At 71.3% G+C, this 13,096-nt stretch carries 6 protein-coding genes and 2 pseudogenes; 3 read left to right on the top strand and 5 right to left on the bottom strand.

What is annotated here, in order from left to right:
- Positions 1 to 484: 484 nt before the first annotated feature.
- Positions 485 to 1,543: a tryptophan--tRNA ligase gene (gene trpS / locus AB0G35_RS34370; RefSeq protein ID WP_360957834.1), complete on the top strand. Its 1,059-nt coding sequence runs from the start codon at positions 485 to 487 to the stop codon at positions 1,541 to 1,543.
- 372 nt (positions 1,544 to 1,915) lie between these two features.
- On the opposite strand, the gene proC is transcribed toward trpS, so the two are convergent.
- Positions 1,916 to 2,725 (bottom strand): pyrroline-5-carboxylate reductase, encoded by an 810-nt coding sequence (gene proC, locus AB0G35_RS34365; RefSeq protein WP_360957832.1) that lies wholly within the window; start codon positions 2,723 to 2,725, stop codon positions 1,916 to 1,918.
- 2,343 nt (positions 2,726 to 5,068) lie between these two features.
- Here proC and AB0G35_RS34360 point away from each other — a divergent pair.
- Both AB0G35_RS34360 and AB0G35_RS34355 read left to right on the top strand, forming a co-directional pair.
- Positions 5,069 to 6,526 (top strand): annotated as a pseudogene (locus tag AB0G35_RS34360) (SulP family inorganic anion transporter); the annotation flags it as partial.
- A gap of 356 nt (positions 6,527 to 6,882) precedes the next feature.
- Positions 6,883 to 8,292: a M1 family metallopeptidase gene (locus AB0G35_RS34355; protein ID WP_360957829.1), complete on the top strand. Its 1,410-nt coding sequence runs from the start codon at positions 6,883 to 6,885 to the stop codon at positions 8,290 to 8,292.
- 177 nt (positions 8,293 to 8,469) lie between these two features.
- Here AB0G35_RS34355 and AB0G35_RS34350 read toward each other — a convergent pair whose 3' ends face one another.
- From AB0G35_RS34350 to AB0G35_RS34335, 4 genes and pseudogenes are all read right to left on the bottom strand, one after another.
- The gene (locus AB0G35_RS34350; protein WP_360957826.1) at positions 8,470 to 9,615 is read right to left on the bottom strand and encodes an FAD-dependent oxidoreductase; all 1,146 of its coding nucleotides are present in this window, start codon (positions 9,613 to 9,615) and stop codon (positions 8,470 to 8,472) included.
- A gap of 447 nt (positions 9,616 to 10,062) precedes the next feature.
- A pseudogene (locus tag AB0G35_RS34345) lies at positions 10,063 to 10,551 on the bottom strand (RNA polymerase sigma-70 factor); the annotation flags it as partial.
- 168 nt (positions 10,552 to 10,719) lie between these two features.
- Positions 10,720 to 11,538: a class I SAM-dependent methyltransferase gene (locus AB0G35_RS34340; protein ID WP_360957823.1), complete on the bottom strand. Its 819-nt coding sequence runs from the start codon at positions 11,536 to 11,538 to the stop codon at positions 10,720 to 10,722.
- A gap of 210 nt (positions 11,539 to 11,748) precedes the next feature.
- Positions 11,749 to 13,053 carry a hypothetical protein gene (locus AB0G35_RS34335; RefSeq protein WP_360957820.1) on the bottom strand — a complete coding sequence of 435 codons (1,305 nt, stop codon included), beginning with the start codon at positions 13,051 to 13,053 and terminating at the stop codon, positions 11,749 to 11,751.
- Positions 13,054 to 13,096 lie beyond the last annotated feature (43 nt).

The following is a 13,096-nucleotide window of genomic DNA, read 5'->3' as shown; positions in this document are numbered from 1 at the left end:
TTCCGATTCCCCGTCGGAGGGGGTTTTGCCGCGCCTTTCGGCGTGTTCACTACGTTAGCGGAATTCCTCGTCAACGCATAATCGCGCCGCGGTCCGAATTTCGGCATGCCGAAATTGTTCCCGATGAGGGGCCGTGCAGTAGTGGTGTGCCGCGAGGCGGCGGGATGGTCGCTCGGGGCCGTCGGCTCCGTGGCAACTCGGAGAACCCTACACGAGCGGGTGAGGTGCTTCAAACCCGTGCCGTAGCCGTGCCGTACCCGTGCCGTACGCCGGTTTGCGCGGTACTTTGGGCGTCATGACTACGCATGCGCTCGTACAGCAGTGGTGGCCCGCCTGACGGCGGCCGACCACAGCGCATGCATGACCACGGCCGCCGCCTCGGCGGCCGTTCGCGTTTCTGCTTCTCGTAGCCGGCCGGCGAGGTCGGCGGTCTCGATATGCGCCCCGGGAGTTCCGGGAGTGCGGGAATCGGGAGAGACGGCGGATGAGTGAACAGGTGAGGGAGCGGGCCGGCGTGGCCGGGGGCGACCTGGTGCGGGGGCGCGGCTCTCGCGTTCGGGTGTTCAGTGGGGTGCAGCCGACGGGGCACCTGACGTTGGGCAACTACCTCGGGGCGGTGCGGCGGTGGGTGGCGGAGGACCAGCACCGGGCGGACGCGCTGTTCTGCATCGTGAATCTGCATGCGCTGACCGTGGAGCACGATCCGGCGCGGGCACGGCGGCTGAGCCGGCAGGCCGCGTCGCTGCTGCTGGCCGCGGGGCTGGACCCGGAGCAGTGCACGGTCTTCGTGCAGAGTCAGGTCGATGAGCATCTGCGACTTGCGTACCTGATGGAGTGCACCGCCACCGACGGGGAAATGCGGCGCATGATCCAGTACAAGGAGAAGGCGGCACGGGAGCAGGCGCGCGGCGGGAGTGTGCGGCTGTCACTGCTGACGTATCCGGCACTGATGGCGGCGGACATCCTCGCGTACGGGACGGACGAGGTGCCGGTCGGGGACGACCAGACCCAGCATGTGGAGCTGACGCGGGACCTCGCGGTGCGGTTCAACCAGCGGTACGGGGCGACGTTCGTCGTACCGAAGGCGACGTCTCCGAGGGTGGCCGCGCGGGTGATGGATCTTCAGGATCCGACGTCGAAGATGGGCAAGTCGCACGCCCGGACGGCGGGGACCGTCTTTCTGCTGGACGAGCCGGAGGTGGTGCGGAAGAAGGTGATGCGGGCGGTGACCGACGGCGGCGATGAGGTCGTCTACGAGCGGGAGACGCGACCGGGCGTCGCGAACCTGCTGGATGTCCTGGCGGCCTGTACGGACGGGGACCCGCAGCGCCTGGCCGAGGGCTACGCGTCGTACGGGGCCCTGAAGAAGGACGTGGCGGACGCGGTGGTGGAAACCCTGCGTCCGGTACGCGAACGCCACGCGGAGCTGGCGGCGAACCCGGCGTACGTCGACCAGGTCCTACGCACCGGCGCCGACCGCGCCCGCGCCCTGGCGAAGCCACGGGTGGACGCGGCGTATCGGGCCATGGGGTTGGGGGTTTGAGGGTGTGGGGTGGAGGGGTGGTGTGGGGTGGAGGGGAGGTGTGGGGTGTAAGGGAGGTGTGGGGTGTAAGGGAGGTGTGGGGTGTAAGGGAGGTAAGGGTGTAGGGGGTCGGCGGTTGGGGGGTGCCCCTCCGTGGGCGATTTGGGGTGCTCGTCCGTGGGGGCGGGCACCCGTTGGGGGCGGGTGCCTCGCGGGTGCCTCGCGGGGGGGGCTTTGGGTGGGGCGGTTCGCTGGGCGGGAGAGTCCTTGGGAGGGGCGCCTCGCCGGGGCGGGCGCCTGGGGGGCGGGTCCGCTGGTTGTGGGGGTGGGTCCGCTGGTTGGGACGGGTCCGCTTGTGGGGCGTGCCCGGGCCGTCAGCCGTTGCCGGACCGGTCAGCCGTTGCCGGTTGCCAGTTCGCGGCTGCGGTCGCGGGCGGCTTCGAGGGCGGCGATGAGGGCGGCGCGGACGCCGTGGTTCTCCAGTTCGCGGATGGCGTTGATGGTGGTGCCGGCCGGAGACGTGACATTTTCGCGGAGTTTGACCGGGTGTTCGCCGCTGTCGCGGAGCATCACGGCGGCGCCGATCGCGGCCTGGACGATGAGGTCGTGGGCCTTGTCGCGGGGCAGGCCGAGCAGGATGCCGGCGTCTGTCATGGCCTCGACAAGGAAGTAGAAGTACGCGGGGCCCGAGCCGGAGAGGGCGGTCGCAGCGTCCTGCTGGCTCTCGGGGACGCGGAGGGTCTTGCCGACGGTGGAGAAGATCTCCTCGGCGAGGCTGAGGTGCGCGGCGGTGGCGTGGGAGCCGGCGGAGATGACGGACATCGCCTCGTCGACGAGGGCCGGGGTGTTCGTCATGACCCGGACGACCGGGGTGCCGGTGGCCAGCCGCTCCTCGAAGTACGAGGTGGGGATGCCGGCCGCGCCGCTGATGACCAGGCGGTCGGTGGGGACGTGCGGGGCCAGCTCGCGGAGCAGGGTGCCCATGTCCTGGGGCTTGACGGTGAGGATCAGGGTGTCGGCGGACTTGGCGGCCTCGGCGTTGCTGACCGCTTCGACGCCGTAACGGTCGTGCAGCTGAGCGGCGCGCTCCTGGCGACGGGCGGTGACCAGCAGGTCGGAGGGGGCCCAGCCGCCGCGGATCATTCCGCTGAGGAGGGCTTCGCCGATCTTTCCGGTGCCGAGGACTGCGACCTTCTGGGTCATGGTGCCGGTTCGCCTTTCCGCTGCGCTGTGCCGGTGCTGCTTGTGCCAGCTGTTTGTGCCGGTGCTGCTTGTTCCTGTGCGTGTGGTGGCTGGGGTGGCTGTGCCTCTGGGTGGCTGTGCCTCTGGTCCGCCAACCGTCTCCATCTCTGCATCTCTGCGTTGTGCCGTCATCCTCGCACCGCGGGCTGGCCGGGTGCGGCGCGTTCCGCTGGGTGGACCGCTCGCAGGGTTGACCGCCCATGGGTGGACCGCCCGCTGGGTGGATTGCGGTATGGCCCGTCACCAGGTGATGCGCGGAGGGACGCGGGGTGGGGCGGGGTCCGGTGCCGGGGCGGGGCGTGGGCAGGGCGGGGCCTGGGCTGGCGGGCCGTTGTGGGCCGGCGGTCGGGGGCAGGTCCATGGTGGGTGGAGGTGAGGTAGGTGGGTGGGGCAGGCAGTTGGTGGGTGGGGCGGGTAGTTGCTGGGCGGGGTGGGCGTTGGGGCTGGGGTGGGGTGGGTTGGGGGTGAGGTGGGTGGTGAGTGGGGCTGGGGGCTGGGTGGGTGAGGTGTGCGGTTGGGGGTGGCTACGGGGGTGCCTGGGGGCCGGGCGCCGCTGCCTCCTTATTCCGGCAACGATTACGGAGAGTGATTAGTTCCTATTGAGAGTAGCAGGGAGTGATGGGGTGGGGTGAGTGTCTGGGGACTGGGTTTCACCTGGGCCGTCGTGGGGCGGGGTGGGGTTGGTGTGGGGGTGGAAGTGGGGTGCGGTGGGGCGCGCGGGGGCGGGTGTGGGTACACCGGCGGGCGCCGGAGCGAACGGAACCATTCCGTCCTGTTGGATAACTCCGCGTTTACAGGCTGGTTACCTGACAAGTTGTGGCTAGGCGGCTGAGCCTCGACACAATGGGGTGACCTGTCCAGCCGCGCCGGAAGGGGCGACGATGGCGAAGATCCGGGTCGGCGGCCTCGGCCGGCTCTTGTTGATCGTCGTGACCGTCGTCGGGTCCCTTGTCGTGGCGTTCGTACCGGTACAGCCGGCCAGTGGCTCGGGTGTATACGGGAGTTCGGGTGTATACGGGGCGGCGGTGGGTGGGCGGGGTGCGGGTGCTTCGGCCGCGCCGGTCGCGCCGGTCGCACCAGCCTCGTCGGCCGCGCCCACCTCGCCAGCCTCGTCGGCCGCGCCGGTCGCGCCGGTCGCGCCGGTCGCGCCGGTCGCGCCGGTCGCGCCGGTCGCGTCAGCCTCGTCGGTCGCGCCGGCCTCGTACGGTGAGCTTGAGGTGGCTGGGTACAGCGGTCTTTACGCAGGCTCCTACCCGGGTCCCTTCGTGGACCACCGCTTGGGCTTCAACTCGGGCCTCAGCGCGGTCCATTACCGGGTTCCCGACGGGGGCGCCTACCGCCTCGGTGAGTCCGGGCGGTCGCCTGAGGCAGGGCATTCGCCTGAGTCCGGGCGGTCGTCTGAGGCAGGGCGGTCGTCTGAGGCAGGGCGGTCGGTGGCTGAGGGGCCGGTGGTTGGGGATGGTTTCGGGCATCCGCATGACGTTGGGGGGCGTTGTCCGGCGCGGCGGGGTGGGCGGTCCACCGGGTCGCTGTGTGCTCCGGTGCCGTCGGGGAGCGTCGTGTCGACCGCCGCGCCCGTAGCAACCGTTGAGGACGGGGCGGCCATCACTGCGCCGCTGACCGGGCGCCAGGGCGTGCCGTTGTCGAGTTCGGGTGAACTGCCGGTGCAGCACGTTGTTTTCCGCTGCTGAGATTTTCGCTCCGAGAAGCTGAGAGCTGCCCCAGGGCCCTTCCCCGGCCCGCGCATCCGACGGAATCCAGCCGTCATCGCTTCGCACCCTTCATGGCGCCTGCCGCGTGGTTCGCGCGTGCCGGTGCGGACCCGTACGTGCTCAGGTGCGGCCTCGTGCCCACGCCCGGTCGTGCTGGTTCGTGCCTGCCGTGTGTGTCCGCGTGCCGGGCCGCCGCATTCCGATTCGCTGGAGGCATCTCATGCGTAGGTTCCGAGTCCGCCGCGGTCGTTCCGTCCAGCCGTCCATACCGCCGTCCGGCCGGGTGACGTCGTCCGGGGACGTCACCCGGCCGGACGGGGGCGTCACCTCGTCGTCCGGGGGCGTTACATCGTCCTCCCAGCACGCGTCGTCGCCCCGGCACGCGTCGTCTTCTCAGCGCGCCTCGTCTCCGCGGGAGGCCTCGTCTCCTCAGTGCGCTCCGTCCGGTCAGCGCACTCCGTCGCCTCCCCGTGCTTCGTCCTCTCGCGGCGCGTCTGAGGGGGGTGAGCCGCGTTCGGATCATTCCGCCCGTTCGGACCATTCCGGACGAGCGTCCCGGGTCCGGCCGTTCCGCTTCCGTTCGTCCCACGTCCGGGCCGATGTCACCGCCTCGCTCGTGGTGTTTCTCGTGGCTGTGCCGCTGTGTGTCGGGGTGGCCGTGGCGTCCGGGGTGCCGGCTGAGTTGGGGCTGGTCACCGGGGTCGTCGGGGGGTTGCTCACCGGGTTGCTGCCGGGGAGCAGTCTGCAGGTCAGCGGGCCGGCCGCGGGGCTGACCGTACTGGTCTACGAGGCCGTGCAGGAGTACGGGCTCGGTGCGCTGGGCGTACTGGTGCTGAGCGCCGGGGTGCTCCAGCTGGTGATGGGGGCGCTGCGGCTGGGGCGTTGGTTCCGGGCGATCTCCGTGGCGGTCGTGCAGGGGATGCTGGCGGGCATCGGGCTGGTGCTGATCGCCGGGCAGCTGTACGCCCTGGTGGACGCCAAGGCTCCGGGTAACGGGCCGGCGAACCTGGGCGGGCTGCCGGACCTCGCGGTGGTCACCATCGGGTCCGACCCGGCCTTGCTGGCGCTGGCGGTCGGGGCGTCGACGATGGCGGTCCTGGTGTTCTGGCCGAAGTGGCGGCGGGCGGCGCGGGTGCTGCCCGCGCCGCTGGTCGGAGTGGCGCTGGCCACCGCCGCCGTGGCGGTGCTGGACCTGCCGGTGGCGCGGGTCGAGGTGGCGGGCCTGCTGGAAGTGGTCCAGCCGCCGGGCGGGGCGGATGTCGCCCGGCTGGTGGAGGCCGGTGCGGTGGCAGGGGTGCTGGGCACCGTCCTCGCCTTCGCGTTGATCGCCTCCGCCGAATCGCTGTTCAGTGCGGCGGCGGTGGACCGGCTGCACGACGGGCCGAAGACCGACTACGACAAGGAGCTGCTGGCCCAGGGCGCCGGCAACACCGTGTGCGGCCTGCTCGGCGCGCTGCCGATGACCGCGGTGATCGTGCGCAGTTCCGCCAATGTGCAGGCGGGGGCCCGTACCAAGGCGTCGCGGGTGCTGCACGGGGTGTGGCTGCTGGTCTTCGCGGCGGCGTTCCCGGCCGCGCTGGGCGTCGTCCCGATCGCGGCGCTGGCGGCCGTACTGGTGCATGCGGGATGGAAGTTGCTGCCGGTGCGGACGTGGCGGCCGCTGTGGCGGGAGCACCGGGGCGAGGCCGTGGTGCTGGCGGCGACGGCGGTGGCGATCGTGGCCACCAACATGTTCGAGGGGGTGCTGCTCGGGCTGCTGCTGGCGGTCGCCAAGTCGGCGTGGGAGACCTCGCAGGTGCACCTTGAGGTGACCGGCCTGGAGGGCAGTGGGGCGATCCGGGTACGGGCCGTGGGCCATGCGACGTTCCTGCGGCTGCCGAAGCTGCTCGACCAGCTGGAGGCGCTGCCCCGGGACCGGGAGATCGAGCTGGATCTGTCCGGGCTGCGTCACCTCGACCATGCGTGTGCGGCGGCGCTCGGCAACTGGGAGGAGCAGCGCCGCGGCCCGGACGGGACCGCCCGGCGGACGACGCCGTCCGTGGCGCCGTAGGCGGGGTTGGGGACTGGGGGCTGGAGGGGCGGTAACCCGGGGGCTGGTGCGTCGGGGGCCGGTGAGCCGGGGCCGGTGAGCCGGGGCCGGGGGTCCGTGAGCCCTCGTTCCCCGGCGGGCCCCCTCGTCCCCGGCGGGCCCCTCGCCCCCAACCTGCCCCTCGCTCCCAACCACCCGTAGTCCCCAGTCGGCCCGTCGTCCCCGTCAGCCGTTATCCCCGGCAGCCGTCCGTTACGGCCCCGACGTCCCCGACGGCCCCTTAAGGCAACGACGGCCCCTTCCGGTAACAGAGCGGCGTTACGGCGGAAATGACCGTAGGGTCGGGGGGCTGGTGACCGCCGACCCCGAGGAGCGCTGTGAACCGCCGGCCACTTCGTCGCTGCGGGGCGACCGCCGCGCTGTCCGTCGCCCTGCTGCTGTCCTCCTGCACCGGTGCCGCCCTGAGCGCCACCGGGGCGGCGGGCAGCGGTGGGGTGGGTGACCCGCTCTTCCCGGCGCTCGGGAACGGTGGTTACGACGTACGGCATTACGGCCTCGACCTGGACTATGACGTCAAGCGGAAGCATCTGGACGCGAGCGCGGAGATCACCGCCCGGGCCACCCAGGACCTGCGCTCCTTCAAGCTGGACCTGGAGGGGTTGCGGGTGTCCGCGGTCCGCGTCGACGGCGAGGACGCGTCGTTCTCCCGCAAGGGCCACAAGCTCACGGTGCGGCCACCGGTGGGCATCGCGAAGGGCACGCAGTTCCGTACCACCGTCGACTACGCGGGCACGCCGCGGGAGCTGAAGGACCCGGACGGGTCGACGGAGGGGTGGGTCAAGACGTCCGACGGGGCGTTCGTGTCGGGGGAGCCGGCCGGGGCCATGACGTGGTTCCCCGGCAACAACCACCCGGAGGACAAGGCCACCTACGACTTCCGGATCACCGTTCCGCGGCGCTACACGGCCGTCGCCAACGGGGAGCTGCGGTCGGAGAAGGTGTCCAAGGGGAAGGCCACGTTCACCTGGCACAACCCGCAGCCGATGGCCAGCTATCTGGCGACCGCCACCATCGGCACGTTCGACGTCCACACCTCCCGCACGCCCGACGGGCTGCCGCTGTACGTCGCGGTGGACCCGGCGGAGGCCGCGGCGAGCCGGCAGTCGCTGGCCCGGCTGCCGGAGATCATCAAGTGGGAGAGCGGGCTGTTCGGGAAGTACCCGTTCTCGTCGGCGGGGGCGATCGTCGACCACACCCCGTCCCGGATCGACTGGTACGCGCTGGAGTCCCAGACCAAACCGGTCTACGCCGGGGCGCCGGACACCGTGACCGTCGTGCACGAGATGGCGCACCAGTGGTACGGCGACTCGGTGACGCCGAAGACCTGGCAGGACACCTGGCTCAGCGAGGGTTTCGCGACGTACACCGAGTGGCTGTGGGAGGAGCACGAGGGCGGCAAGACGCCCCAGCAGCAGTTCGCCGCGCTCTACAAGGGCGACCCGCACAACGAGCGCTGGGACTTCCCGCCGGGCCGCCCGGGCGCGGCGAAGAACGTCACCGGCATGGCCGTGTACGAGCGCGGCGCGATGCTGCTCCAGCAGCTCCGCAAGGCCGTGGGTGACAAGACGTTCTTCCGGATCCTGAAGGAGTGGCCGGCCAAGTACCGCTACTCCAACGCCGATTCGAAGGACTTCATCGCCTTCTGCCAGGCCCGCACGGACGTGGACCTCAAGCCCCTCTTCGACGCCTGGCTGTACGGGAAGGGGAAGCCGGAACGGCTGTTCTGAGGGACCTCCGGGACGGGTTGCTCAGGAACCCCCGGAACGGGTTTCCGAGAGACCTCCGGGACGGGTTGCTCAGGAACCCCCGGAACGGGTTTCCGAGGGACCCCCGGCACAGGTTTCTGAGGGAACCCTCGAAGCGGCTCGGCCGTCCTCGGCCGTCGCCGGCCGACCGGCTTTTCGCTAGCTGAAGTTGGGGATCAGGCGGAGGGCCGCGGGGTGGCGGGCCGTGAGCCTGAGGAGGCGGAGGGTGGAGCGGACCACCTGTTCCTTGACGTGGGCTGCCGGGCGGCCGGTCAGTACCGTTTCGCGCGGGGTGTCGTCGGCGCGTACGGACTGGATCAGGCCGTCGTGCCGGCCCAGGCTCACGCACTGCACGACGTACGAGAACGCCAGCGGCCGGGGCTGCCTGCCGCGGAATTCGGCGATGATGCCGCCGGCCGCGTGGGTGCCGGTCGGCAGGGCGGTGGCGCAGGCCATGCGGAGGCTGCCGGCGCGGGAGGACCGGGCCGCGGCCGCGTCGCCGGCGACATAGACGTCCGGGTGGCTGACCGAGCGCAGGGCGGCGTCGACCCGGATGCGGCCGGTGGACGGGTCGGTATCGAGGCCCGCGTCCCGGGCGAGGCCCGCCGTGGCCTGCAGGGCGGCCGTCCAGACCACGGCATCCGCGTCCAGGTCGTCCGCGGCGGCGACGCGTTGGCCCTCGGTGACGCGTACCCGCAGCCGGTCGAGGACGGTCCGTACGTGGGACCGGCCGCGGGCCGACAGCCCCGGGCCGAGTTCACCGTCGGTGAGCAGCCGGACCTCCCACTCGGGGTGGGCCTCGGCCAGTTCGGCAGCCATCTCGATGCCGGTGAGGCCGCCGCCGACCACGGCCAGTGCGCCGGGTCCGCTCAGCAGCCGCTGGTGGAGGGCGGTGGCGGTCTCGGCGGTGAAGGACCGCCGGCCGGCTCCGCGCGGGTCGGTGTGGCTGCCGAGGGCGTAGACCAGGCGGTCGTAGAGGAGGGTGCGGCCGCGGTCGGTGTGCACGGCGCGGGCGTCCGGGTCGAGGGCGGTGGCCCGGGCGGCGAGGTGCTCGACGCCGGTGCCGCGCAGCAACTCGGCCCGGGAATGGGCGACTTCGGGCCGTCCGGCGGCGACTTCGTGCAGTCGTACGCGTTCGGTGAGCCGGTCGCCGGGGTCGACCAGCGTCACCTGCGCGTGCGGGGCGAGCCGCAGCGCGGCCATCATGCCCGCGTAGCCGCCGCCGAGGACGACGGCCCTGCCGCTTGCTGCGTTACGGGCGTGGGGGCGTGCGCCACGGGGGCGCCGGTCCGTCGCGTTCGTCATATTCACCGTGTTCTTCGCGTTCGTTGTGTTCGTCCTGTTTGCCGCCTGTTCTTCCGGTGCGTTCGTCATGGCGGCCTCCTGGGCGGGATGTTGTCTTCCCGGGCTGCCGTCGTCTTCCTGGCTGATGTCGTCTTCCTGGACGGATGTCGTCCTCCTGGGCGGGGCGCCGCACCGGGGTGGTGGGGCACGGAAGGGGGACGACGCGGGCGGTGGGAATATGACACCGGGGCGGCGCGGGCAGGGGACGGGCGAAGCGCGGTCAGGGGGCCGGCGAAGCACAGGCAGAGGACGGGCGAAGCGCGGGCAGAGGACGGGCGAAGCCCAGGCAGAGGAGGGCCGAAGCGCGGGCGGGAACGGTGGTGGCCAGCCGGGGGGCCTCCGCCCCTGACCCAGCGGCGCCTGCGCCCCTGGCCAGCAGTGCCTCCACCCCCTGGCCCAGCGATGCCTTCACCCCTGGCCGGGGGCGAGTGCCCGGCAGAGATCGACATGGCCGAGCTTCTCCGGGTTGACCACGGCGTCCACCTCCGTGATCCGTCCGTCGTGCACCGTGAACGCGAACACCCCGGCCTGTCGGCCCGCCGTGTCGGCGAAGACCAGGCCCAGCGCGCCGTTGACCTGCTGGAGCGCGACCCGCACCGGTCCGCGCTCGGCGCCGCGGGTGACCAGGCCCAGCGCGTAGCGGGCGACCTTCTCGCGTCCCAGCACCGGGCGGCGCGCGGCGCTCACCCGGCCACCGCCGTCCGTGCGCCAGACGACCTCGGGGTCGAGGACGGCCGGCAGCCAGGGGCCGACGTACCGTTCCCGGCGGGCGCGGGCCGAGCCCAGCAGGTCGTAGCAGAGGCGGCTGACGACGGTGGTGAGGAAGCCGCGCGGGTTGTCCACGGGCGGGGCGGCGGGTAGCGCCTGCCATCGCAGCCAGGTCTCCTGCACGGCGTCGTCCGCGTCACTGAGGCCTGCGGCGCCTCGCCGCGGGCCAGGCGGTCCTGGTCCGTCCCGGCGTCGCTGCTCGTGGTGTCCCCGCTCGCCCGTGCCATCTGCTGCCGCCCCCTTCTCGTTCCGTCCGTCGCTGTCGCGCCCCGTCCCGCCGAATCGGGACTTCGGGCCCTATCCCTTGGGACGACGTTGCGGGGCGGGATGTGACACCGGCGGGCGGACGGTGACGGTGAGGTCGAGGGCGTACGCCTCCTCGACCGTGCCGTCCGGGAAGACGTCCAGCAGGGCGGTCCGTTCGGCCGCCAGGACGGGGGCGGCGGCCGCCGGGCCGAGGGCCGCGAAGTACGAGCGGCTGCCGAGCATGGCGAGGTGGGTGTCGAGCGGGACCCGTCGGGTCCAGTGCAGGACGCGGCATTCGGGGTGCAGGCCGAGGCCCAGGCCGCGGAGCAGGGCGGGGGCCTGCGGTGCGATGGGGTGGGCGTGGTAGCCGGGGAGCCGGCGGGCGAGCCTGGCCTCCTGTTCGGCGGCCCAGGCGACGTCCGGGTCGGGCACGTTCCACCACAGCGCGAGCGCGCCCCCGGGCCGCAGTACGCGCAGCGCCTCCGGGACGGAGCGCGCCGGGTCGGTCCAGTGCCATGCCTGGGCGTATCCGACGAGGTCGAAGCCCGCGTCGTCGGTGAACGGGAGTGCCTCGCCGATGCTGCGGACGAGCGGGACGTCCGGGTGGGCGGCGTGCAGTTCGGCGGCCATGGCGGCGCCCGGTTCCACTGCGGTGACCCGCGCGCCGCGCGCCCTGAGCAGTCCGGTCGCGATGCCCGTTCCCGCCCCGACGTCCAGTACCCGCGCCCCGGCCAGCGGCCGTCCGGCCAGTTCCTCGACCGCGGCGAAGAGGGCCGGTGGATAGCCGGGCCGTGCGGACGCGTACTGCCCGGCCACGACGTCGAAGGAGCGGGCGAGGGTGCCCGGGGGCGGTGGCTGGACGGGCTGCACCGCTGATGACCGGGGCTCACGTGATCGGTGCGGCTGGTGGGAGCCCCTGGGGTGAGATCGGTAGGCCATGCCCCTCATTCCAACGCCATGACCGGCCGGGCCGGAGGAGAATTGCTCCCCCGTGACTGATTCGTCACAACTGGTTCGTCACAACTGATTCGCCACAGGGGAGCAATGCACCTGGCCGGAGAGTCTCACCCGGCGTTCGCCTCAGCCGTCTCCGCGAACTCCCGGAACCTCCTTGCGGACATAGGCCCGCCAATTCTCCATGAAAGTTGCCCGGTCGACACCGAGGTGCTGCTGGAAGTGCGCCTTCTGGTTCCGGTAGCCGGGGTCCCGGTACTCCGCCGTGATGAAATTGAAGGTGCTCTTTTCGCCGTACTTCTTGGCCATGTACCTGATCGCCAGACGAGACAGAACGTAATTTTGGTGCCGTTCGTTTGCGTCCTGCGCATAGAACAACTCGCGATCGCTTTCCGGGGTCGTGGCGTAGTCGATGAGGTAGCCCTTCAGCGTCCTCCGGTCGTCGGCCTGGGTCTCCGCCGGGTGATCGCGCGACTCCATGTATCCAGCGAATCCTTCGGACACCCAGCTGTCGACCTCTATGGGGAGGGAGCCCCTTGCGCTGTTGTACGGAGCCACCATCGCGTGTGCGACCTCATGGCGACTGATCTGCTTGACCCCGTTCTGCCAGTCGCGGGCAGTGAAACGGCTCAGGGAAGAGTCCATGACAATGCGGGAACCACCGAATTGCGCTTTGTCCTCACTGTCGACCCCGTGCCTGGGCAGAACAAGATTGGCACCCGCCTCCAGGGCATCGCTCTCCTGCCCTTCGCGGTAGAGCTTGGAGTACACATCGCGCTTGGGCTCCAGGACAACCAGTGCGCCTTTCGACAGCATGGACTCACCGGCGTGACTGCGTTCCCATGCCGCGACGTCGTCATCGGCCGCTTTCGCGATGTACGGGGTGAAGCGCTGGGTATCTGCGGCGTGCGCCTGGTCGGAGATGACTACCACTCGGCCCAGCTGCTCGACGGCCATGTCGTCGTAAACGTCCCACGGCGCCGGATAGAACGTGCCGCTCGTCTCCGGGAAAGGATCATCGGCTCCCTTCACGTCGGTGACCACCTGGCCGCCCGCCGAATTCTTACCGAAGGTGAACGCGTACTCCTCGTAGACCGGCGCGATGTCCACCTTCTTGATCTGGTGGACGAAGCTGACTCCCTCCACCTCGCCGCCGGAAGTCCTGGCGACCCGCTCGAAGCGTGCCTCACGGAAAGGCACCTTCATCAGATTGCGGAACAGCTTTCGCTGCTGCGCCTTGAGCGCGTCACCCTGGAAAGGGGCCAGGAAGGCGTTCTCGTCCTTGTCGGCAAGAGCCTTGTTGAGCGAGTCGTACACCGGCTGCGTCGGCGAGACGCCTTTCACCGGGGTGGAGCCCTTTCCGGAAAGAAGGAAAATCGCCCCTCCGCCCGCGAGCAGTAGGAGGCAAATCCCCAGAGCGATGAACCCCACGATTTTTCCCGTTTTACGCCTGGGGGGAGGCGGAGGCGGAGCG

Source organism: Streptomyces sp. NPDC021749 (genome assembly GCF_040640655.1).
GTDB lineage: Bacteria > Actinomycetota > Actinomycetes > Streptomycetales > Streptomycetaceae > Streptomyces.
The sequence above is the reverse complement of the archived record's forward strand: the minus strand, read 5'-3'. Positions and strand labels throughout refer to the sequence as shown.

What these genes read in the sequence shown, in the direction of transcription:
- AB0G35_RS34350 (WP_360957826.1), bottom strand. Translation starts at nt 9,615, where the DNA reads ATGACGAACGCGACGGACCGGCGCCCCCGTGGCGCACGCCCCCACGCC.
- trpS (WP_360957834.1), top strand. Translation starts at nt 485, where the DNA reads ATGAGTGAACAGGTGAGGGAGCGGGCCGGCGTGGCCGGGGGCGACCTG.
- proC (WP_360957832.1), bottom strand. Translation starts at nt 2,725, where the DNA reads ATGACCCAGAAGGTCGCAGTCCTCGGCACCGGAAAGATCGGCGAAGCC.